Origin of the sequence: Paenibacillus sp. FSL H8-0168, from assembly GCF_038592955.1 — a bacterium.
GTDB lineage: Bacteria > Bacillota > Bacilli > Paenibacillales > Paenibacillaceae > Paenibacillus > Paenibacillus polymyxa_B.
The window spans coordinates 1,135,001-1,157,510 of sequence record NZ_CP151948.1; the positions used below are offsets into that span (position 1 = coordinate 1,135,001).

General features: G+C 48.4%; 12 protein-coding genes, 14 tRNA genes, 2 rRNA genes and 2 pseudogenes (1 of these 30 only partly in view). 24 read left to right on the forward strand and 6 right to left on the reverse strand.

Annotated elements, in window-relative coordinates:
* From MHI21_RS05185 to MHI21_RS05265, 17 genes are all read left to right on the forward strand, one after another.
* Positions 1–2,282 (forward strand): 23S ribosomal RNA (locus MHI21_RS05185) (it extends 664 nt beyond the left edge of the window).
* 151 nt (positions 2,283–2,433) lie between these two features.
* A 5S ribosomal RNA gene (gene rrf, locus MHI21_RS05190) occupies positions 2,434–2,550 on the forward strand.
* Positions 2,551–2,620: 70 nt separating this feature from the next.
* Positions 2,621–2,696: transfer RNA gene (locus tag MHI21_RS05195), tRNA-Ala, on the forward strand.
* A gap of 4 nt (positions 2,697–2,700) precedes the next feature.
* Positions 2,701–2,776 (forward strand) — tRNA-Asn (locus tag MHI21_RS05200).
* 3 nt (positions 2,777–2,779) lie between these two features.
* A tRNA-Ser gene (locus MHI21_RS05205) sits at positions 2,780–2,871 on the forward strand.
* 20 nt (positions 2,872–2,891) lie between these two features.
* Positions 2,892–2,963, forward strand: a tRNA-Glu gene (locus tag MHI21_RS05210).
* A 9-nt stretch (positions 2,964–2,972) separates the two neighbouring features.
* Positions 2,973–3,048 (forward strand) — tRNA-Val (locus MHI21_RS05215).
* Between the two features lie 26 nt (positions 3,049–3,074).
* A tRNA-Met gene (locus MHI21_RS05220) sits at positions 3,075–3,148 on the forward strand.
* Between the two features lie 27 nt (positions 3,149–3,175).
* Positions 3,176–3,252: transfer RNA gene (locus MHI21_RS05225), tRNA-Asp, on the forward strand.
* Between the two features lie 13 nt (positions 3,253–3,265).
* A tRNA-Thr gene (locus MHI21_RS05230) sits at positions 3,266–3,341 on the forward strand.
* A 4-nt stretch (positions 3,342–3,345) separates the two neighbouring features.
* Positions 3,346–3,431 (forward strand) — tRNA-Tyr (locus tag MHI21_RS05235).
* Positions 3,432–3,438: 7 nt separating this feature from the next.
* A tRNA-Lys gene (locus MHI21_RS05240) sits at positions 3,439–3,514 on the forward strand.
* Positions 3,515–3,525: 11 nt separating this feature from the next.
* Positions 3,526–3,606 (forward strand) — tRNA-Leu (locus tag MHI21_RS05245).
* An 11-nt stretch (positions 3,607–3,617) separates the two neighbouring features.
* Positions 3,618–3,692: transfer RNA gene (locus MHI21_RS05250), tRNA-Gly, on the forward strand.
* Positions 3,693–3,699: 7 nt separating this feature from the next.
* A tRNA-Arg gene (locus MHI21_RS05255) sits at positions 3,700–3,776 on the forward strand.
* A 12-nt stretch (positions 3,777–3,788) separates the two neighbouring features.
* A tRNA-Leu gene (locus tag MHI21_RS05260) sits at positions 3,789–3,868 on the forward strand.
* Between the two features lie 707 nt (positions 3,869–4,575).
* Positions 4,576–4,839 (forward strand): hypothetical protein, encoded by a 264-nt coding sequence (locus MHI21_RS05265; protein ID WP_342419580.1) that lies wholly within the window; start codon positions 4,576–4,578, stop codon positions 4,837–4,839.
* A gap of 194 nt (positions 4,840–5,033) precedes the next feature.
* Here MHI21_RS05265 and MHI21_RS05270 read toward each other — a convergent pair whose 3' ends face one another.
* The 3 genes and pseudogenes from MHI21_RS05270 to MHI21_RS05280 form a co-directional block, all read right to left on the reverse strand.
* Positions 5,034–5,210, reverse strand: coding sequence for a hypothetical protein (locus tag MHI21_RS05270; RefSeq protein ID WP_196765492.1), 177 nt, complete (start codon positions 5,208–5,210; stop codon positions 5,034–5,036).
* 290 nt (positions 5,211–5,500) lie between these two features.
* Positions 5,501–5,733, reverse strand: a pseudogene (locus MHI21_RS05275) (IS110 family transposase); the annotation flags it as partial.
* 202 nt (positions 5,734–5,935) lie between these two features.
* On the reverse strand, positions 5,936–6,232 hold the full coding sequence (locus MHI21_RS05280) for a hypothetical protein (protein WP_165176675.1): 297 nt from the start codon (positions 6,230–6,232) through the stop codon (positions 5,936–5,938).
* 425 nt (positions 6,233–6,657) lie between these two features.
* On the opposite strand from MHI21_RS05280, the gene MHI21_RS05285 reads away from it, so the two are divergent.
* Positions 6,658–7,122, forward strand: a complete 465-nt coding sequence (locus MHI21_RS05285; RefSeq protein ID WP_342419581.1) for a phage tail protein — start codon at positions 6,658–6,660, stop codon at positions 7,120–7,122.
* A gap of 456 nt (positions 7,123–7,578) precedes the next feature.
* On the opposite strand, the gene MHI21_RS05290 is transcribed toward MHI21_RS05285, so the two are convergent.
* Entirely contained in the window at positions 7,579–8,409 is an 831-nt protein-coding gene (locus MHI21_RS05290) for an SDR family oxidoreductase (protein WP_342420178.1), read from the reverse strand.
* 46 nt (positions 8,410–8,455) lie between these two features.
* Entirely contained in the window at positions 8,456–9,208 is a 753-nt protein-coding gene (locus tag MHI21_RS05295; protein ID WP_342419582.1) for an SDR family NAD(P)-dependent oxidoreductase, read from the reverse strand.
* 166 nt (positions 9,209–9,374) lie between these two features.
* On the opposite strand from MHI21_RS05295, the gene MHI21_RS05300 reads away from it, so the two are divergent.
* Together MHI21_RS05300 and MHI21_RS05305 are read left to right on the forward strand one after the other, a co-directional pair.
* Entirely contained in the window at positions 9,375–10,031 is a 657-nt protein-coding gene (locus tag MHI21_RS05300) for a TetR/AcrR family transcriptional regulator (RefSeq protein WP_342419583.1), read from the forward strand.
* Positions 10,032–10,431: 400 nt separating this feature from the next.
* On the forward strand, positions 10,432–11,712 hold the full coding sequence (locus MHI21_RS05305; RefSeq protein ID WP_342420179.1) for a collagen-like protein: 1,281 nt from the start codon (positions 10,432–10,434) through the stop codon (positions 11,710–11,712).
* Between the two features lie 245 nt (positions 11,713–11,957).
* Here MHI21_RS05305 and MHI21_RS05310 read toward each other — a convergent pair.
* Positions 11,958–12,808 (reverse strand): annotated as a pseudogene (locus MHI21_RS05310) (aldo/keto reductase).
* A gap of 724 nt (positions 12,809–13,532) precedes the next feature.
* On the opposite strand from MHI21_RS05310, the gene MHI21_RS05315 reads away from it, so the two are divergent.
* The 4 genes from MHI21_RS05315 (at position 13,533) to MHI21_RS05330 (ending at position 22,440) form a co-directional block, all read left to right on the forward strand.
* Positions 13,533–17,558 (forward strand): DUF5695 domain-containing protein, encoded by a 4,026-nt coding sequence (locus MHI21_RS05315; protein WP_342419584.1) that lies wholly within the window; start codon positions 13,533–13,535, stop codon positions 17,556–17,558.
* Between the two features lie 134 nt (positions 17,559–17,692).
* On the forward strand, positions 17,693–18,991 hold the full coding sequence (locus MHI21_RS05320; protein WP_342419585.1) for an alpha-glucosidase/alpha-galactosidase: 1,299 nt from the start codon (positions 17,693–17,695) through the stop codon (positions 18,989–18,991).
* Positions 18,992–19,004: 13 nt separating this feature from the next.
* Positions 19,005–20,831, forward strand: a complete 1,827-nt coding sequence (locus tag MHI21_RS05325) for a sensor histidine kinase (RefSeq protein WP_342419586.1) — start codon at positions 19,005–19,007, stop codon at positions 20,829–20,831.
* 16 nt (positions 20,832–20,847) lie between these two features.
* The gene (locus tag MHI21_RS05330; protein ID WP_341162145.1) at positions 20,848–22,440 is read left to right on the forward strand and encodes a response regulator; all 1,593 of its coding nucleotides are present in this window, start codon (positions 20,848–20,850) and stop codon (positions 22,438–22,440) included.
* Positions 22,441–22,510 lie beyond the last annotated feature (70 nt).

Below are 22,510 nucleotides of genomic sequence, written 5' to 3' on the forward strand. Positions count from 1 at the left end.
TGCAAGGTTAAGGTGAAGAGCTGAAGCCGCAGCGAAAGCGAGTCTGAATAGGGCGAATGAGTACGTGGACGTAGACCCGAAACCGGGTGATCTACCCCTGTCCAGGGTGAAGGTGCGGTAACACGCACTGGAGGCCCGAACCCACGCATGTTGAAAAATGCGGGGATGAGGTGGGGGTAGCGGAGAAATTCCAATCGAACCCGGAGATAGCTGGTTCTCCCCGAAATAGCTTTAGGGCTAGCCTCGGAAAACAGAATCGTGGAGGTAGAGCACTGATTGGGTGCGGGGCCCGCAAGGGTTACCAAGCTCAGTCAAACTCCGAATGCCATAGATTTAGTTCCGGGAGTCAGACAGTGAGTGCTAAGATCCATTGTCGAAAGGGAAACAGCCCAGACCATCAGCTAAGGTCCCCAAGTGTGTGTTAAGTGGGAAAGGATGTGGAGTTGCACAGACAACCAGGATGTTGGCTTAGAAGCAGCCACCATTGAAAGAGTGCGTAATAGCTCACTGGTCGAGTGACTCTGCGCCGAAAATGTAACGGGGCTAAACACACCACCGAAGCTATGGCTTGATGCTTGCATCAGGGGTAGGGGAGCGTTGAATGCGGGTTGAAGGTGTACCGTAAGGAGCGCTGGACTGCATTCAAGTGAGAATGCCGGTATGAGTAACGAAAAGATCTGTGAGAATCAGATCCGCCGAAAGCCTAAGGGTTCCTGAGGAAGGTTCGTCCGCTCAGGGTAAGTCGGGACCTAAGGCGAGGCCGATAGGCGTAGTCGAAGGACAACAGGTCGAAATTCCTGTACCACCGTAATCCGTTATGAGCGATGGGGTGACGCAGTAGGGTAGTGACGCGGACTGATGGATGTCCGTCTAAGCAGTGAGGCTGATGTGTAGGCAAATCCGCACATCGTTAAGGCTGGGCTGTGATGGGGAGCGAAAATTGTAGTAGCGAAGGTCATGATCTCAGACTGCCAAGAAAAGCCTCTAGCCAGGAGAAGGTGCCCGTACCGCAAACCGACACAGGTAGGCGAGAAGAGAATTCTAAGGCGCGCGGAAGAACTCTCGTTAAGGAACTCGGCAAAATGACCCCGTAACTTCGGGAGAAGGGGTGCCTCGGTAGGGTGAATAGCCCGAGGGGGCCGCAGTGAAAAGGCCCAAGCGACTGTTTAGCAAAAACACAGGTCTGTGCGAAGCCGCAAGGCGAAGTATACGGGCTGACGCCTGCCCGGTGCTGGAAGGTTAAGGGGAGTGGTAAGCCTTCGGGCGAAGCTATGAACCGAAGCCCCAGTAAACGGCGGCCGTAACTATAACGGTCCTAAGGTAGCGAAATTCCTTGTCAGGTAAATTCTGACCCGCACGAATGGCGTAACGACTTGGGCGCTGTCTCAACGAGAGATCCGGTGAAATTTTAATACCTGTGAAGATGCAGGTTACCCGCGACAAGACGGAAAGACCCCATGGAGCTTTACTGCAGCTTGATATTGAATTTGGGTACGATCTGTACAGGATAGGTGGGAGCCGTAGAATCTTGAGCGCCAGCTTGAGAGGAGGCATCCTTGGGATACCACCCTGATCGTATCTAGGTTCTAACTTGGTACCGTGATCCGGTGCGAGGACAGTGTCAGGTGGGCAGTTTGACTGGGGCGGTCGCCTCCTAAAGAGTAACGGAGGCGCCCCAAGGTTCCCTCAGAATGGTTGGAAATCATTCGAAGAGTGCAAAGGCAGAAGGGAGCTTGACTGCGAGACCTACAAGTCGAGCAGGGACGAAAGTCGGGCTTAGTGATCCGGTGGTACCGCATGGAAGGGCCATCGCTCAACGGATAAAAGCTACCCTGGGGATAACAGGCTTATCTCCCCCAAGAGTCCACATCGACGGGGAGGTTTGGCACCTCGATGTCGGCTCATCGCATCCTGGGGCTGAAGTAGGTCCCAAGGGTTGGGCTGTTCGCCCATTAAAGCGGTACGCGAGCTGGGTTCAGAACGTCGTGAGACAGTTCGGTCCCTATCTGTCGTGGGCGTAGGAAATTTGAGAGGAGCTGTCCTTAGTACGAGAGGACCGGGATGGACGTACCGCTGGTGTACCAGTTGTTCCGCCAGGAGCACCGCTGGGTAGCTATGTACGGAAGGGATAAGCGCTGAAAGCATCTAAGCGTGAAGCCCCCCTCAAGATGAGATTTCCCAGTATGTAAGACCCCTTGAAGACGACGAGGTAGATAGGTTGGGGGTGGAAGTGCAGTAATGCATGGAGCTGACCAATACTAATCGGTCGAGGGCTTATCCTAAAAATAAAACGTAAATGAGTTTCGGATCCAGTTTTCAGGGTGTAACCTTGAATGTATGTAGAAATACATACAACAAGCGCATGGCTATTCATTCACACGATAAGTGATGAACTGAATAACCGTACGGTAGAATTTACGATGTAAATTCATGTTTGGTGGCGATAGCGGAGGGGTTCCACACGTACCCATCCCGAACACGACCGTTAAGCCCTCCAGCGCCGATGGTACTTGGACCGCAGGGTCCTGGGAGAGTAGGACGTCGCCAAGCAACCCCATAATGGGGATTTTTTTTCGCCTATCAGGCTATTGATTATACATACAAAATTGATTTTTTAGATGGGGCTATAGCTCAGCTGGGAGAGCGCCTGCCTTGCACGCAGGAGGTCAGGGGTTCGATCCCCCTTGGCTCCACCAATATTCCCTGATAGCTCAGTTGGTAGAGCACTCGACTGTTAATCGAGTTGTCACAGGTTCGAGTCCTGTTCGGGGAGCCATATGGAGAGGTGTCCGAGTTGGCCGAAGGAGCACGATTGGAAATCGTGTAGGCGCCAAAAGCGTCTCGAGGGTTCGAATCCCTCTCTCTCCGCCAGCTCTTAATAATAGATATATGGCCCGTTGGTCAAGGGGTTAAGACACCTCCCTTTCACGGAGGTAACAGGGGTTCGAATCCCCTACGGGTCATAGTAATTCGGAGGCTTAGCTCAGCTGGGAGAGCATCTGCCTTACAAGCAGAGGGTCGGGGGTTCGAGCCCCTCAGCCTCCACCATTTGAAAAATAAATATTTATTACTGTCGCGGGGTGGAGCAGTTCGGTAGCTCGTCGGGCTCATAACCCGAAGGTCGCAGGTTCAAATCCTGCCTCCGCAATTACTTTCAACTAAGAGAGTTGCCTCTGGAACCGTGGTGTAGAGGCCCAACATGCCTGCCTGTCACGCAGGAGATCGCGGGTTCGAATCCCGTCGGTTCCGCCATTTAACTTAATATGCCGGTGTAGCTCAACTGGTAGAGCAACTGACTTGTAATCAGTAGGTTGGGGGTTCAAGTCCTCTCGCCGGCACCATTTTGGAGGATTAGCGAAGTGGCCAAACGCATCAGACTGTAAATCTGCTCCCTTACGGGTTCGGTGGTTCGAATCCATCATCCTCCACCAGTTTTACGAGCCATTAGCTCAGTTGGTAGAGCACCTGACTTTTAATCAGGGTGTCGAAGGTTCGAGTCCTTCATGGCTCACCATTGTATTACATGCGCGTGTGGCGGAATTGGCAGACGCACTAGACTTAGGATCTAGCGTCTTTGACGTGGGGGTTCAAGTCCCTCCACGCGCATCTTGTTTTTTGCGGACGTGGCTCAGCGGTAGAGCATCGCCTTGCCAAGGCGAGGGTCGCGGGTTCGATTCCCGTCGTCCGCTCCATTTATTAGTCCCCTTAGCTCAGCTGGATAGAGCGTTTGACTACGAATCAAAAGGTCGGGAGTTCGAATCTCTCAGGGGACGCCATTAACTTCATAAGCCGGTGTGGCGGAATTGGCAGACGCGCGCGACTCAAAATCGTGAGGGAAACCGTGGAGGTTCGAGTCCTCTCACCGGCATCTATTTCGGATGTAGCTCAATGGTAAAACTCAGCCTTCTAAGCTGGTAGCGTGGGTCCGATTCCCATTACCCGCTTTATATATATGAAAAAGGAGAGATGGCTTATTTTTATGCCATCTCTCCTTTTTTACTTTTAAACTGTTTTTATCGACATCACAAGCAGTAGAAACTCCAAGCCAATCTCCTCCATATACTTAAGTTTCAGCTCGTAGTTCAATTCTTGAAGGCAATATCAGCATGCAGACAGAAAATTTCATCGGAAATTACCCCGCCTCCAGCACCCCGCAACCTAACTCTGGTATCGGCGAGAGAAGCAACCGCACCAGATCTAAAACTTCAATCTGCTTACCGTTCAATAGGCTTTGAGCGAAGCGCTGACCGGAGTCTTCTTCGTCTGAGAAGCAACTGGACATGGTGACCATGGATATCACGATGCCAGATATGACAGGTGCACACGAGGCTTTCTATGGATAGGGCGTACAACTAACGAGGAACGATAGTTAAATAACACACAATGTTGAGCAGGCGCTTCAAGTCTGCTCTCTTTTTATTAAACTAAAGGGCAGGATAGTTATAAATATGTTAAAATAAGGGAGAATAAAATCAGAGGTGAGCTAATGTTCAATCCGAAGATCTTCTTCTATTAGTTGTGTCTAAGGTCATGGCTTCAAATGCCAAAATCTAACCCGGCACAACGGGGATGAAGATGTTTACACGGGAAGAGATTCAATTCTGGGAAGATGAGAAACAGCAAAGTCTGGAGATCAATAATAAGCCCAAAGATTCAAGAAAAGAGAAGCTTAAGGATTTCCGTAAAGGAATCAAGAGTGTTCATTACAACAAAGAATGTAAGATAGCAAGAAAAGATGATTATCGTCTGTATAGAACAAAAATGAAACGACTGATGCGTAGTGAAGAATACGAGCTCCTACACAGTTACAAACGAACGAGTGGTTGGATTACTTGGTAAATGAGGTAGCCTTTGAATGAACTCATCCTATTGTTGAAGTGAGTAGCAGTAGGGCAGTTCATGAGGGGCTGCTTTTTTTCATTGAGCTAACGGGCAGTTTAGTTGAACAAGATAAGTGGAGGTTTTATGTCGCATTTGACGCAAACTGTGAAGGAGGAAGCTGGGAAAATGATAGCTAAGTGTAAAGTGTTGAGTTAACTATCCAGCTTGTTTGTTGATGTCTTTAATGTTTGTGCAGCCTCATCGAGATAGATATCTAAATAAGTACCATCAGTAAATTTAATAACCACAGCATTAGTAGTGATGGCGACATCTTCAATCGTCCTACCTTTAAGTTTTTCAGGTATAACTTTGAAATTAGTCGATTCCACATTCATCAAATCCTTTCATTGATTACACATCTTAGTAATCGGTAATAAGTATATAAAACCTATATTAGTCTAACACTTCTCATAATAAAAGTAAAAGATGAATGATAGAAATACTGAACAGTACGAAGATATTGTGTAATAAAAGAAAGCGTGCTTATTCAACTAACGAGGAACGTTAGTTAAATAAAGAACAGCGGTAGTCTAGGACTTTCTCCTTTTTCAGTCCAAGGATGCCGCTATTACTATATTCAATTCAGTCTAATACTATATTTTTATCAGACACCGGCTTTCAGAACGGCATCAGAGGTGGGGAACTCCAATAAGGTTTTCAACGACACCGCAGAATGAAGATCTCCGATAAACACCCTTGTATTCAGGAGACATCTGATCCAATGCGGCTTGGAACTGCAGTTTAATTTGAATATATAGACCGGTAAACGCGTCATGCTGTCGCGATAAGTTTCGGAGATTCAAGCAACTGAACGCCCCTTGTTTTATAATGATCAAAGTCTTCTTTGTAGAAATAGAATCATCTTCGGTTGATTACTCCTCGGGTAAGAGTTATGAACGGTTGACCTTGGCTTCAAAACGCTTTTCCAACTCGTCCCAGTTGGGTGTAGGGACCCGGGTCTGTTCCTTCCAAAGGTGAAACACGCAGCTCAAAGCTACGATTTCCCCTACGGATCCGTTAACCAGTCGGCTGATCGGCATCCTATGATAAATTTTCATAAAAAAGGCGCATTAACGCCGGTCGTTTGCGGATTAGTGAAGCTTGCGCGGCCGGCGTTAGCGGATATTGTAAGGCCTCTAACCACGCGAAAGCCTTCGTCCATAGCCGCGATCATCTGCCGCAACAACTTGTCGTCGCCGGCGTTTTTTTTCATTTGACGCTCGTGTATAACCGTTACAAAGTTTAGCGCAATTACAGGCACGATATAATTCTTCAACCGTGCATCTATATTTTCATGATAGATAGGTATCGTACTTATTTGGTTTACATATGCGGGTACGCCCCCTTCCATGCAGAGGGTCTTTCCCAAACAAACATGGACTAACGGCCACCATCATGAATGCAAATGTCTTGGCTTGTGAATCTGAACCTCCTTAATGGAGTACAGGGCACAGGCCGAGAGTTTTTTGTTAGGACATACTCTGAGTCCTTAATTTCCCGACCTCGAGGAACCATAGGCAACATCGTATTATCTCGCTGGTCGAATATTTAAAGCGGTGTTTGTGAATACCAGTCTATGTGAACACTATTTAACAAACTAACAAATTCGCCATTCAAATCTTCTCTTGAGTCAATTTTGGTATACTATGTGGTAGATAAAAGAATTAATTTGAAGTCTGGCTATAAGTGTGTTTCTACAACAACTTGAGGAATGAATTTGATTTTGGTGAAATGCGGAAGCTGTTAGGGCGTAAAGAGAGAAGAGGAGGAATGAAAATGTCGTATCTCGTTGATTTTAAAGATGTATCTACGGTTGGTTTAGAGTCATCACCTGTAGCAGAAGCGCTTGCTGGTTTACGTGCTAATGAGGCCCGTTATTTTATGAACAAATACAAGCATGAGTTTACGGTTGTACCAGCTAGCGAAAGCCAGGAGAGCCTTGAATATGTGAACCGAATTTTGAGAGAAGAACGTGATATTGCGTTTGCGGCTAAACCTTTAGAAACGTCGCGTTTTCAAGTGGAAAATATCCAATTTACCTACGTTTTTTATGAGGATGGTCTTGCAATCAATGTCATGTATACGGTGGATGACCCTAAAAAGCGGGCTGTTGGTTTTAAGCTTTCTGAGGGGATGGAGGTACCAAAGGAGCTAGAAGGGAAGTTTAAGTTTGCTAGGCAGAAGTCTAAACTAGCTGGAACAATTCGGGGTTCGTTTTTTGTAATTAAAGGACAATATTAAAGTAAGCAAAAAGCGCAAATGGAGGAAACCAGCCCCTTATTCTCTTTGCAAAAAAGTGAAATTAAAGCAAGGGCTATCCCGCAAAAGGATGGCCCTTTTTTGAAAGAATGATGAAAAGCTACCGCTTATCGTATGATTATCAAACAGGAAGATCGTGGGTAGTCTCTGATAAGGAGACTATTTTTTTGAGAACTTGCCCCTTCAGCCAACGCGGTGAACCATACCATAAGTGAAGATGAAAAATTTCCTTGTGGGAAGTGACCTAACAATACGATTAGCCAGAATAGTTTGCTGCAAATGAAGGTAACAACATTTAGTGTGGTATGCACTCGTGTTGATCTTGTTTTAATATCCAAACTTCTATTTCATACATGTTGTTGTTAGTCCATGTCTTGCTTCGCTTTTCTCAAGTGCTTTATTAAGCGGCCCATGAACTATTCTCGATCTCGTCTCCAATCAGTTGTTGAAGTAGTGAGACTGTTCGAGGTCGTGGATCAGTGCAGGTTGCACAGGCCGCCATCCCAGAAGTTCCTGAGTTGCAACGCTTGATCTCGGGATATCGAGCGCTGCAAGTGTGCTGAGGAGGCCGAAGTGGGTGTCCGCTTCTTCACGTGAAATGCTGACTACAGGCACGTTCAGGTGTTTACCGATAACACTTGCGATGTCGCGAAATGGCACGCCTTCATCTGCGACCCCATTTAGTCGTGAACCGGCGGGTGCCTTTTCTAACGCAAGGCGGTATAGATGTGCGGCGTCAAGGCGGTGCACAGCCGGCCAGCGGTTGCTCCCCTCTTCCACATAGGCTGAGAAGCCCTTCGTTTTGGCAATGTTGATCAGTCTCGGCACAAATCCTGTGTCACCCTCACCGTGTACCGAAGGACAAAGCTCTACGATCGATGTCCGCACTCCGCGCTCAGCCAGCAATAACATTACGTTTTCTGCTGCCACTCCATTAGCGTGCGTGGTGATCACGAACGGCTTCCCGGACCCTTCCAGCGCCGCCCCCATCGCTTCGACGGCGTGCAGATCTGCTGTGAGTGCCCTGGCGAAGTTCGAGAAGTCGTGATTGAATGCCAGATGAATAATGCCATCCGCAGCAGCCGCGCCACTACGAAGGCTGTCGAGATCGTCAATGTCACCGCGGTGCACTTCGGCCCCGGCCTCTTTTAGTTTCGCAGCGCTATTGTCTGAGCGCACAAGACCGACGACCTGATGACCCGCATCAATGAGTTCACGGACGACAGCGGAACCGATGTAACCTGTTGCTCCTGTTACGAAAACACGCATCATGAAATCCCCCTTAGGCTACTAACCATTGTTGTATAAATTATAATTACCACGCGATGGGTCCATCCTCATCTGAGAACGTTCCTGTTGGACCGTCCGCACCAATCATCGCAAGCCGGACCGCTTCACGCGCCCCTTGTTCAACACTACGAGTGCCAGCAAAATTATTGAGCGCAGTCGATGTAAAACCTGGACAGGCCGCATTGACCTTGATGTTTGTCGATTCAAGCGCAAAGGCAAAGGCAAGTGTCACCGCATGAACAGCCGATTTTGATGCCGAATAGGCCCCAAACATCGCACGATGTGAGTTTTCCGGAATGAAATTCCAGCTAAGGGAGCCGCCGGTGCTGCCCATGTTGACGATGCGTGCTGCCGGAGCCTCACGTAAAAGTGGCAACATGGCCTGGGTGACTGCAATGACACCAAAAACATTAGTTTCATAAACCGAACGAATGTCTTCGAGCGAAGCTACGGTCAAAAGACCGCTCGTCGCGCCACTGCTCGGAAACGGATCGTCCGGTTTACCTGCGTGTGATATGCCCGCATTGTTCACAAGTACATCGAGACGACCAAATTCGTTCCGAATACGCTCTGCTGCAGCAACAATGGAGTCCTGATCGGTAACGTCGAGCTGGAGAGCGTGCGCATCCGAACTGATGCTTTTGGAGGCAGTTTCTCCATTCTCGAGGCTGCGTGATCCAACGAGCACGGTGAAGCCGTGTTCCGCTAGATTCTTCCCAATCTGTAAATCTATTCCTTTATTGGCACCGGTGATCAAGGCTACGGGTTTGTCCTGCATGGTCGTAATCTCCTTTTTGGTATAGGGTACCATCTATATATTTCCCGTTCGATGTGGGATAATGATATTAAATCACACAAAACGAAACTTTAAAGTTCCGGAACTAATGAGTTTCTTAATATATATTTTAAAAGGAGCTAAGTTTATGAGTAAAATAAAAAAGGAAATGTCTGAGAGGGGCGAATTATCTGAGGTTGTGGCAGAAAAGCCTGCGCAAACATTGGGACGCAAGAGAGATCACACGCGGGATGATAAAATCCTCGAGGCGGCAATCGCCATCCTCGCCGATACGAGTTTCGATGGTATGACAATGGACATGGTCGCGGCTCGAGCAAAGGCTGGGAAGGCGACGGTTTACCGCCGCTGGTCTTCCAAGGCGGAGTTAGTCCGAGACGCCTTGGCATGGATGAATCGAAATCATCTTGAGCTCGAAAGCTTGCCTGATACAGGAACCTTGCGCGAAGATCTCCTCGTGCTTTTGAAGCCGCAATCGACCGCGGAAGAAGAACGCAAATTTCGAGTCCTAGCGGGCCTAGGCTCCTTTTTGCAGCATCCGGAATTTGCCGAAGCAGGAACAGCCGGAATTTTCGAGCCATGGGTTGTTGTAAACCGCGAGCTTATGAACCGAGCCGTCGTCCGCGGTGAAATTCCTGCTCACGCGGACATTGAGATGGCTTGCCAGGTCATTACTTCAATGGCTTCTTTTCGTGGACTCATCCAGCGCAAACCGTTCGACAAGTCTTTCTTCACAGCGCTAATCGATGGTATTCTACTGCCTGCACTCAAAAACCCGCGAACAGCTCCAAATATCATGGACCGATGATGACCAGGCGCTTACCAGAAGAATCTACAAGGTGGATCAATGATGTGAGCAGGATTGGTTTCAGGATTAGTGAGCCTAGGAGAAAAATATTACGGAGTCGAACGCTTTGTTGTATTATCACAGAAATGATTCAATTAACGGGAACGATACTTGAATTTAGAACAGGGAGCACACTGCCACTGTGAGGTACAAAAAAAGAACTAAATGTGATTTTGGTTGACGCAGAGAAGGACGATTTAAATTATGTAATTATACTGAAAGAGTGGTGTGGTTTGTGGTATAACATCACCCTACTTAACACCCAATATTCTAAAAATGGATTTTAGTCTAGAGAATAACCGGCTATTCGTCCATGCCTAAAATAAACAACTCGCGTACACTGAACCATATTTATAGGGAGGTGTCGTTGTTGAGTTGTCCGGATAAAAAAAAACGTGCAAAAAGAAAACCACAAATGTTTGCCATCCAAAAGAAAAGAAAAAAGAAACTGTTGAGTTTTCTGGATAAAAAAAAATCGTGCAAAAAGAAAACCGCAATTGTTTGCCATCCAAAAGGGAAAAAAAAGAAACGACGTCTTCTAGTTATTAAAAAAATAGTGCGGGTACCGTGTCCCCCACCTAAAGGTCAGCAATTACTTCAAGGACTTGCGGGAGCAATTGCAGAAGCTGGACCTCAAGGACTTGTAGGAGCACTTGGCCCCCAAGGATTGGCAGGGCTTGTAGGAGCGATAGGCGCACTTGGTCCCGAAGGACTTGCAGGAGCACTTGGCCCCCAAGGATTGGCAGGGCTCGCAGGAGCGATAGGCGCACTTGGTCCCGAAGGACTTGCAGGAGCACTTGGCCCCCAAGGATTGGCAGGGCTTGCAGGAGCGATAGGCGCACTTGGCCCCGAGGGACTTGCAGGAGCACTTGGCCCCCAAGGATTGGCAGGGATTGCAGGAGCACTTGGGGCGCTTGGTCCCCAAGGACTTGCAGGAGCACTTGGTCCCCAAGGACTTGCAGGGATTGCAGGAGCGATAGGCGCACTTGGCCCCGAAGGACTTGCAGGAGCACTTGGCCCACAGGGACTTGCAGGGATTGCAGGAGCAATTGGTGCAGCTGGATTGGCAGGACCAACAGGAGCAACAGGACCAGCAGGACCAGCAGGAGCAGTAGGACCAGCAGGACCAGCAGGACCAGCAGGAGCAGTAGGACCAGCGGGACCAGTAGGAGCAGCAGGAGCAACAGGTCCAGCGGGACCCGCAGGGCCGGCAGGTGGAGTATTAGGATTTGCAGATTTCTTTGCCTTGATGCCTCCTGATAATGCAGCAACTGTTGCTCCCGATACAGACGTAAGTTTTCCGCAAGATGGTCCAATCAGTGGGACTGCAATTACCCGTATAAATGCGAGCTCTTTTAACTTGGCTACAATTGGCACTTATCAGGTTTTGTTTCAGGTAGGTGTAAACGAACCGGGTCAACTCATTTTAACACTCAACGGCGCTGATCTGGCTTATACGGTGGTCGGGCGTGCAACAGGTACTTCTCAAATAGTAGGAATGGCTCTTGTGCAAACAACGGTCATTAATTCAGTACTCACGGTGCGAAATCCTGCTGGCAATGCCGCGGCACTCACGATCACTCCATTAGCTGGAGGAACAAGACCAGTTTCCGCGCACCTTGTTATTACGCAGGTTGCATAGAGGGAAAGAAATGCAGTATTTTTCGATAATAATGCCAATATCAACGATAGTTCAATAAACACGAGGAGACGGCAGACGATAAAGTGGCTGTCGTTTTCTCAACTAACGAGCAGATTAGCTTAATAAATACATTGATGCCGCAAACGAAAAAGAGGAGTAGATATCCTTAGGGCATCTACTCCATACTTTTAATTGTTGGTTCTTTTGGCGTAATCAAAACCTACGGGTGATCTTTTAAAAGATGGTTAGATATCGAGTTTACGGGTACCGATCCATTTCACCATGTCAGGATCGCGATGTGAAAAGAACAGGCTCTGTTTCGTATCTAACGTAGTAATCGACTCCATATCCTCCTGGCTTAACTTAAAGTCAAAGATATTGAAGTTTTCGATAATTCTTTCTTTACGAACAGACTTTGGAATCACAACAACTTCTCTTTGTGTCAACCAGCGTAAAACCACCTGAGCAACGGATTTATTATACTTTTCAGCTATGGATACCAATACTTCATTCTGGAACAAGTTATTTTTCCCTTCAGCAAAAGGCGCCCAGGATTCGATCTGAACATTATTCTCTTTCATGAATTTTGCATTTTCAATTTGCTGGTTGAATGGGTGCGTTTCAACCTGATTCACGGCAGGAATTACTTCATTATGAATAATCAAATCGATCAGGCGATCCTCATGGAAGTTACTAACGCCGATTGCACGGACCTTTCCTTCACGGTACAATTCCTCCATAGCGCGCCAAGAACCAAACACATCTCCATATGGCTGGTGAATTAAATACAAATCCAAATAATTCAATTGCAATCTATCCAGTGATTTTTCAAATGCCTTTTTTGTACGCTCATAACCCGTATCCTGAACCCAAAGTTTCGTAGTGATCAATAACTCCTCTCTTGTCACGCCACTACGTTTGATCGCTCTGCCAACTGCTTCTTCATTTAAATAAGAGGCAGCGGTATCTATCAGCCGATAGCCTGCCATAATAGCGTCATAAACGCTTTGTCACATTCATTTGCATCTTGGATCTGATAAACACCAAAACCGAGTACAGGCATCTCAACCCCATTGTTCAAAGTTACTTTTTGCATATAAAATCCTCCAGTATTTTTAATTATTATGTGTAAATCAACTACAATTCATATTCATAACAGACACCCACTTCACATCTTTATTATGCACCAGATGACAAAGCGATCGTTATCCCGTTCGTGCCAAATGTTTGCCTAATCCTCTCACTACCACCTATTTAACAGATAATTATGGACTATAATCGAACTTTAAAGAATGACGGCACGGGGAGGATCAAATGTCTGAAAATAATCACTAAGCAGCAAATACCCCATACCCTATCCCAGAAATTCTTTACATACGCAGACTCCAAATTCTACCTTAGGAGCGAATCTATTAAATAAATACCTTCGCATCTGGAAAACCAACGTAACGATTCCCCACTACAGCAACTCAAAATAAATTTCTCAGTTTCACGGTGTCCGTTTGTATAATCTGATCAAACCCCGATATATCTAAAAATGCCTCCCTTGCTCTCTATCTAAATTTCCTGTCTCTCCATCCTCTGTAATCTTAATTCAGATAAATCTGTCGTAGCTTGGTTGATTGCCGATCTAACGGTATCCCCCTATTAGGTTGAAATCCTATATAAATCGGTTGAAAATGTTGATTTTACCAATGGACAAGGATTTGTACAATAGAGTTGTAGCGCTTACATTTCCAAGGAGGTTACAGCGAAATGAAGAGACTTCAGGTGATTGGCAAGCAAATCAGGACCCCGAGATCCAAAAGGAGGCCGTGTTGATGAAATTTAAGGGAATATTGGCGGCATTTTTGTTTTTAACCACAGCGTCTGTGTTGTTTGGGACGCATACGGCAGAGGCCCATGAACTATCCAATGACAAGCTGACGATTCAGACAGGGGAGCATGGCGAAATTTCATCCATACGTATCAAGGGAGATGCTTTCCCGACAGAGTATGTCATGAACGCAATGGTAACACCTGAACAGAACACCGCAGATCATCAGTGGCTAGGGGAGTTGATGTTCACGTACCGATTGGATGGAGGCAGCTGGACGAAGGCATGGACGAACAAGTCCGCAGACGCACGTAAGATCACAACCAGTGGTAACCGTGTCACTGTCACGTACGAGAATTCTACTAATGCAGAAGGCATACGCAATTTTAAAGTCATCGAAACGTATTCGGCAGAGTCGAATGGTTCGGTGTTGTGGAATATACAGGTGCAGAATACAAGTGGAAAAAAACTGGAGATTGGCGATTTCGGTTTGCCTCTTCCTTTTAATGAGCAGTGGACTAACGGTGATGCGATCTACGAAACTAGAGTGGTGACGCATTCCTTTGTCGGCAATGACAGCTCCTATATTACAGCTGGGCGTCCCAGCGGCATTGGTTCTTCCCTGCTGCTGATTCCTGATTCCTCAACGGGTGCGGGCTTTGAGTATCAGGATCACTGGCGGGATGAGGAGCATCCGGGCAGCAAATGGGCCTGGAATCCGGCCAACGAAGGTAAATGGCTGGAAGGACTCAATGTATTTTATATTCATTCCAATGTCATCAAGTCCACCAATCGGGGGTATTTGCCCAATACAAGCCTGATCCTGAATCCCGGTCAAAGCAAAAACTATGGCTTCAAGTTTCTGGCGGTGAAGGACGAGCATGATGTAAAAGATACGTTGTACCAAGAAAACTTGGTGGATACAACAGTCGTACCCGGCATGATCGTGCCTACGAATCAAAAGGCGAAGGTGGACCTGCGCTCCAAGCAGGCGATCAGCAAAGTAACCTATCCAGACGGAACCGTTATTCCGCAGACAGATAGCAAGCCCGGAGGACATCACATTTATGAACTGAAATTTACTAAGCTGGGTCCAAACTTCATAACGGTAGAATACGGCAACGGTAATAAAACGGTGTTACAATTCTATGCCATCGAGCCGATTGATCTCGCGCTGCAACGGCATGCTACATTTATGGTCGACAAAACCCAATGGAATGTACCGGGTGATCTGCGCGACAAGGTATTTGACGATTGGATGATGCATACCAAATCCAAACGCAACATTTTCAACGGCTACTGGGGCTGGGGAGATGATTGGGGTCTGACCCACGGACAGTTCCTGGCTGAGAAAAACACACTGTCTCCAGTCGCCAAAGAGGTGCGGGCAGTAGACGATTATTTGGAGACAGCGATCTGGACGAATCTGATGAACGGACATCATGAGGATTATTTAATTCATGATTTCTTGATGCCAGAGCCTAACGATACACCGACCTATCGAGGGTATGCGTATCCGCACGTATACAACACGTATTTCAGCATGTACAAGATTGCCAAGGAATACCCGGATCTTGTCACTTACAAGCATCCAAAGGAAACCTATTTGCTGCGGGCTTATAACATTTTCAAAGCATTGTATGAAGGGCCAGTCGCGTACAACTGGGAAACAGGTTTGATGGGCGAACTGACCACACCGGATATTATTCAGGCACTTCATGATGAAGGCTATGATGATGAAGCGAATGATCTCAAGGAAAAAATGGATCGCAAATATAACAATTTTAAAAATACAAAGTATCCTTACGGTTCTGAATATAGCTATGACAATACAGGGGAAGAGGCTGTATATACGTTAGCCAAACAGAATATAGATACAGAGGGAGAGCAAAGCAAAGCCCTGGAAATGATGAGTAAAATTAATGCCAAAACCCGTGCGGCACGCGGTCACATGCCCGTATGGTACTACTACACCGATCCGGTGACGATTACCGGGGAGAACTGGTTTAACTTCCAGTACACGACTTCGCTTGCTGGATATGCGATGGATGACTGGATTCGCCATCATGAGGACAATCACCGTGAGGAACAACAACGGTTGTCCTATGCAGCTAAAATTGCCAATGTCGGAGCGATTAACTCCGGGCAAATCAGCTCGGACCCTGAAAACATCGGGGCGGTCGCATGGACGTATCAAGCGGAAAAAGGCAATAACGGCACGAACGGCACTGGCGGCGGTAAAAATGTTCCGCTTTTTAACGGCTGGCGCGGCATGAGCGGCGAGGCTGATCTCGGATTGTTTGGTGCGCTCAAAACGTTAAGTGCTGATATCGCAATTGATCCTATTTTCGGATTGACGGGCTACGGTGCAGAGGTGAGCAAAAGCGGCAACGTGTATACGATCAAGCCGCTGGACGGCCTGTTCAAGCGCATCAATCTGATCACGGAAAAGCTGTATATTGAGCTGGAAAAGGACCAATATACAGAAGCCAAGCTGGCAACATCAAAGGATTACGTATGGCTTCAACTGAAAAATCAAACGCCGGGCCAAGCCCATTCCACGTACGTTACATTTGACGGTTTGAAGAAAGGAACGTATTTGGTTAAAGTAGGCGGTCAATCACAAGGGAAGTTTAATGCGTATGCGCCTTCCAACAAGCTTAAATTGGAGATTGGTACAGCATCCTCCTACACGGTAGAGCTGACATCGACCACACCTGATCCGAACAAAGCACCTGTCGTGGATGCCGGCAAAGATTCGAAGGTAAAGCTGCCGGATCAGATCATTCTGAAAGGCACGGCTACGGATGATGGGCTTCCGCAAGGAAAGGTGACAAACGAGTGGAGTCTGGTTGAAGGACCACAGGACGCGAAGGTCACATTCAGTAACAAAACATCACTGCGCACAAAGGTGGACGTTTCCGAGCCGGGAACGTATGTGTTCAAGCTGACAGCCAGCGATTCTCAGTTGTCAGCGGAGGCTAAAGTAACGGTGGTAGCTGAACCGGCGGCTCCGTTACTTGAACAGCTCGCAGTTTACAAGTTTGATGAAACAAGCGGTTCTGTAGTTGCGGATTCATCAGACAGCGGCAATGATGCTGCCGTGAAGGGAACGGCTGCCTGGGCTACGGGTAAAACAGGCAATGCTGTCAGCCTGAACGGCAAGGACAGCTATGTGCAGCTTCCGGCGGGTATTGTCAGTCGGGCACAGCAATTGACCGTATCCGGCTGGGTCAAAGCGAACAGCCTGAGCGATTATGTGCGGATTTTTGACTTCGGCTCCGGGACGAATGAATATATGTTCTTGACGCCTAAAGCAGGAAATACCATGCTGTTTGCCATTACCAACCAAGGCAACGGGCAGGGACAGGAGCAGACGATTGAAGGCCCTGTACTGCCGACAGGCGTATGGAAGCATGTTGCGGTCACGCTTTCGGGCTCCACAGGTATCTTGTACGTGGATGGAAAAGAAGTGGGACGCAATACCAACTTGACCTTAAATCCTATCAGTCTGGGTCAGACCAAAAATAATTTTATCGGCAAATCTCAGTACCCTGATCCATATTTCAATGGTCTGGTGGATGAATTCCGTATCTACAGCCGTGCTTTGAATGCAACCGAGGTGGCAGGTCTGGCCTCCGGTACAGCACAGAATCTGGCGGCAACTGAGAAAATCACCGCGTTAAAAGAAGTAAATGTAACGACTCATGTCGGTGAAAAACCCGAACTGCCAAGCGTCGTGGAAGCTACGTATGGAGAAGGCTCCACTAAATGGGTGGCTGTGGAATGGGAGGATATAGCCCCTGCACAATATGCTGCTCCAGGTTCGTTTGAATTGAAGGGCAAAGTAGAGGGAACAGAATTGAAGGCAATTGCGAAGGTAACCGTGATTGAGGCAGGGGTTGCGGCTCCAGCGGTAACTCCGGTTAGCCCGAAGACTTTAGTAACCCCACCAACTACGACATCCTCGGTAACATCTGCCTTACCGCTTCGGCCTGTTAGCTCCGCTAAACCAGCGGGGGTATCCTGAATGGGAGGCAACAACGCATAGTTAAGAATAACCTTTCCCATCGTCACTTTCCTCCTGAAAAGGGGAGAGTGGCGGTGGGTATCCTTGCATTTGGAGTGCAAAGCTGCGAACAAAAATGTGAATGGGGGAAAAGTATGAGCAAGATTACATTTCTGGGTGCAGGTAGTACGGTATTTGCTAAAAATGTGCTTGGCGATTGTATGTTGACGCCTGCATTGCAGGGCTTTGAACTGGCGTTGTTTGATATTGATCCCATAAGGCTGAAAGATTCGGAAAATATTTTATCCAATTTGAAAAAAACAACAGGGAGCACCTGTGTGATTCGCTCCTACACTGATCGCAAGGAAGCACTACGTGGGGCGACCTATGTGGTAAACGCCATCCAGGTAGGCGGCTATGATCCGTGTACGATTACGGATTTTGAAATTCCCAAAAAATACGGCCTGCGCCAAACAATTGCCGATACGGTCGGTATTGGCGGTATTTTCCGCAATTTACGTACAATTCCGGTGATGCTCGATTTTGCGGCAGATGTGCGCGAGGTGTGCCCGGATGCATGGTTTCTCAACTACACGAATCCGATGGCTGTGCTGACGAATGTGATGAATGTTCATGGAGGTGTCCGTACGGTAGGGCTGTGTCATAGCGTGCAGGCGTGTATACCGGAGCTGTTTAAAAGCCTCGGGCTGGAGCAGAAAGGTGTAAAGGCAAAAATCGCAGGCATCAATCATATGGCGTGGCTGCTCGAAGTGAGCAAGGATGGTGTAGATTTGTATCCCGAGATTAAAAAACGAGCCGCCGCTAAGCAACAGGAAAAGCATCATGATATGGTGCGCTTTGAAATGATGCTAAAATTCGGCTATTACATTACGGAATCGTCCGAGCATAATGCGGAATATCATCCGTATTTTATCAAACGGGCATACCCTGAGCTGATCGAGCGCTTCAATATTCCTTTGGATGAATACCCGCGCCGCTGTGTGAGCCAGATTGCACGATGGGAAACGATGCGTGAAGAGCTTTTGGGTAATCAGGATCTGCGTCATGAACGGTCAAACGAGTATGCCTCTTATATATTTGAGGCGATCGAAACGAATCAGCCTTTTGCCATTGGCGGCAATGTGATGAACACAGGCTTAATTACCAATCTGCCGAAGGAAGCCTGTGTGGAGGTACCTTGTCTGGTGAATCGTAACGGGGTTACGCCAACCTTTGTCGGGGATTTGCCACCCCAATGCGCTGCGCTGAACCGGACGAATATTAATACCCAGCTGTTAACGATTGAAGCTGCAATCACCGGGAAAAAGGAGCACATTTATCACGCTGCTATGTTGGACCCGCACACGTCCGCAGAGCTGTCCATGGATGATATTGTTTCTCTGTGTGATGACCTGATTGCAGCCCACGGGACATGGCTCCCAGCCTATGTGTAAGGGAGGTAGCTGAATGGGAGGCCGGGGTCGTCAAAAGTTCGCCGGGATTCCTACAATCCGTGGGAAATTCATTGTACTGACGCTGGTACTTACCGTCATTCCGATGGTGGTACTGACCTTTACCTTTTACCGGATCGCGGCCCATTCCCTTGGTGAGAAGTCGGAAGCACTGGCTATGCAGTCCCGGCAAATGAGTGAAAATTACGTCAATGCGACGCTCTCCGATTTGAATGATCTGACCAATTCCATTCTCAGCAATCCTGATGTGCAGTCTACGCTGGAGACCAAGCCGGAAGATGATTATGAATATTTACGGAACGATGAAACACTCAGTATGGTTGTCCGTACGCAAACCCAGACCAAGCCGTATATCACGTCCTCTCTCATATATGCCGCCAATGGCGGGCTCAAGCATTCTCTCTATCAAGGGAATGTTTCGGTCCGTTTTGGCGGCCTTCCTACATTAGAGGAAGCACGTGTGTACTATCGCCGCCTGCTGGCCGAGCGGCCCATGATGTGGATGACTCATTCGCCGTTTGAATCAGGACGCGGGATGGCGGAGGATCGCATCTATGTGGGAAAACTGCTCCGAAAAACGACTGGAGATTATGCACCCCTCGGATTTTTGCTGCTGGAAATCGACAAGGCCAGTCTGTTTCGGGGGCTTGCTTTTCATGAAACAGATGGCAATACCCAGATGTGGGTGCTGGATCAGGAGGGCGAGCCTGTATACCGATTGCCGGAGCAGGGTGTTGCGGATCAAGCGCTATTGCGGCAGATTGCCAAATCCGCTGTGGATAGGCCCGTGCTCACGAAGGACTGGAGAACATGGAACGGCCGCCAGACGATGATCTCTTACGGCCCGTTAAATGAAGGACAATGGACGCTGCTGCAAAAAGTCGATCAGTCCGTGCTGTTCGAGGATGCGCGGAAAATCGGCGCCTGGACCATCTGGACTTTTTTGATTGCACTGATGCTGGGCTGGATGCTGTCTTATCGGCTGAGTGACACGATTCGTCGCCCCCTGCTTCAATTGAGCCGATTAATGGCGGTCGATGGGAGTGTGAGCGCTACAGGCTCAGCCCAAGCTTTCGAAGCTCCTACTTCCGTTGTTTTTAATCCTAAGGATGAGGTAGGGCAGATCGGGGAGCGTTTTCTTCATATGATGCAAAAAAATCATGAACTGTACGGTCAGGTCTACGAAGCGTTGCTGTCGCGTAAGCAGGCTGAGTTCCGCGCGCTTCAGGCGCAGATTAATCCGCATTTTTTGTACAACACGCTAGAATCACTGAAGGGAATGGCCTTGGCGAATGGGCAACGGGATATGGCAGAGGTAATCGGTGCCTTTGGTAAATGTTTTCGCATTTCGCTAAGTTATGGCCGAGAACAAATCAGTTTGGGACAGGAAGTCGAGCATGTAAGCGCCTATGTGAAGGTGCAGCAGTTCAGGTTTAGGAATTCGTTCGAGTGGATTTGTGAGGTCGAGGAGGATATTTGCGGATTTTATGTACCCAAACTAATCCTCCAGCCGCTCGTCGAAAATGCTATTTACCACGGCTTAAAAGGGCGCACCGACCGTGGCTATATCATGTTATCCGGTACAAGGGAAGGGGATATGTTGCGTTTGACGGTCAGTGATGATGGGGGCGGTATTGGAGCCGAGCGTCTGAACGATATCCGGAAGTCGCTGGATGCGGAACGGGGGAATGCTATTGGCTTTGGGTTGCGCAATGTACATGAACGTCTTCGGCATTATGGTCCGCAATATGGACTGTCCGTGACAAGCGAGCCGGGTCAGTACACCTCGGTTACTTTACTTGCACCCATTCGAACCGAATAAGAAAGGGGAGGATGGCATGTACCGGCTGCTGATTGTGGACGACGAATATCATATTCGGGAAGGACTGAAGCTGATGGTGGCGGAAAGTGGCCTGTCAGTGGAAGTCAGTGATGTGGCGGAGGACGGCACAACGGCATTACGTTTGTATACGGAGCAGCGACCGGACATGATTTTACTGGATATTAATTTACCGGATATGAGTGGACTGGACGTAGCAAAAACCATTCGGGAAAAGGATCAGCGGACCCCGTTATTATTTCTAACAGGGTACGAATCTATGACGTATATTCGTCAGGCAGTTTCGCTTCAAGCGGTCGATTATTTGCTCAAGCCGGTGACCAGCGGAGATTTTGAAGCGGCATTGAGCCGGGCTGAGGATCGCATTGCACAATGGCGAAGAAGCGAGGAGGAAGCCATTCACCGCCATCGTTCATTGGAGCCATTGTACAGGGAGCATCTACTGCTGGATTTGCTCCAGCAGCGGCGTCCTGCAGCCGAGGTCATTCGAGAGATGGACGGGCTGGGATTTTTCGGCGAGACGAGTGGGCCGCCTTATACCGTGCTGTGCTGCGAGCTGGAGGAGTCGTCGCAGCAAGAGGCAACCGCCACTAGCAAGCCACACGGTTCCATGCATAAAAGCAGCCATATATTCGCCGGACTGACGGGGGAGGCTGCGGCAGCAGCCGGGGCGAAGGCGCATGGTGCGGCGGTTTCCCGCGATCGGCGTGTTGTGCTACTGGCGACGGCATCTTGCAGGGCGGCGGAGCGGACGGCACAGCAGATTCGGCAGGCCGTGCAGGAACGATTGAGCCAGGGCGTGTCCATCGGGATTAGCCGTCCCGTTCAACGGATGGAGCAACTTCCCGAAGCGTATGAGGAAGCTGTGCAAGCGGCGGAGCATCGGGGGTGGGTGGGCTATAGCCAGATCATCCCCTATGAGAGCATTCAGACGGCCGAGCCGAACAGCAGTCAATTACTGGAGAAGGAACTACTGATGATTACGGAAATTCGAGCCGGCAATGATGCTGCCGTACATGCGATTTTACAGGAATGGTCAGGACAATTGGCGGGCTTGCCTGTCAAGCAGGTGAAAATGATCGTCACTCAGCTCGTCCTGTTCGTCATGCGGATCGTCCAGAGTGATGCATCTGTAGGACAAACGTCCATGCAGGAGCAGGACCCGTTGTTGGAGCTGTCCCGATTACGGCATGGGCCCGAGATGATTGATTATGTATCGCGTTATTTTGTTCGGGTGGGTCGTCATGTCCGAGAATCACGCGAGAAGGGCATTCCACGCAAATTCCAACGGGCCAAGGAATGGATTCGCGAGCATCTTCAGGAGGATGGCGGGCTGAACCGTCTGGCAGAGTACATGAATATGAGCCCCAAGTATTTGAGTGCCCGTTTCAAGCAAGTTACAGGTGAAAGCTTCGCCGACTACCAGACGCGTGTTCGCTTTGAGCGAGCCCGAGAACTGCTGCTGGACCCGAATCGCAAGGTGGCGGAGGTAGCGGAGGTTGTGGGATTCACAGATACCAACTATTTTAGCATTGCCTTTAAAAAGCATACCGGACTGACCCCGACGGAGTTTCGTAAAACATTTTTGTAAACGCGCTGTTAAAAAAATCATACCAAAACAAAGAGAGTCTGGAGTCGTTGGGTGGTCGGCTCTGGGCTCT

Coding starts and splice junctions, on each gene's coding strand:
- MHI21_RS05265 (WP_342419580.1), top strand. CDS start 4,576: ATGTTTACACGGGAAGAGATTCAATTCTGGGAAGATGAGAAACAGCAA.
- MHI21_RS05280 (WP_165176675.1), bottom strand. CDS start 6,232: ATGGAAGGGGGCGTACCCGCATATGTAAACCAAATAAGTACGATACCT.
- MHI21_RS05285 (WP_342419581.1), top strand. CDS start 6,658: ATGTCGTATCTCGTTGATTTTAAAGATGTATCTACGGTTGGTTTAGAG.
- MHI21_RS05290 (WP_342420178.1), bottom strand. CDS start 8,409: ATGCGTGTTTTCGTAACAGGAGCAACAGGTTACATCGGTTCCGCTGTC.
- MHI21_RS05295 (WP_342419582.1), bottom strand. CDS start 9,208: ATGCAGGACAAACCCGTAGCCTTGATCACCGGTGCCAATAAAGGAATA.
- MHI21_RS05300 (WP_342419583.1), top strand. CDS start 9,375: ATGTCTGAGAGGGGCGAATTATCTGAGGTTGTGGCAGAAAAGCCTGCG.
- MHI21_RS05315 (WP_342419584.1), top strand. CDS start 13,533: ATGAAATTTAAGGGAATATTGGCGGCATTTTTGTTTTTAACCACAGCG.
- MHI21_RS05320 (WP_342419585.1), top strand. CDS start 17,693: ATGAGCAAGATTACATTTCTGGGTGCAGGTAGTACGGTATTTGCTAAA.
- MHI21_RS05325 (WP_342419586.1), top strand. CDS start 19,005: ATGGGAGGCCGGGGTCGTCAAAAGTTCGCCGGGATTCCTACAATCCGT.
- MHI21_RS05330 (WP_341162145.1), top strand. CDS start 20,848: ATGTACCGGCTGCTGATTGTGGACGACGAATATCATATTCGGGAAGGA.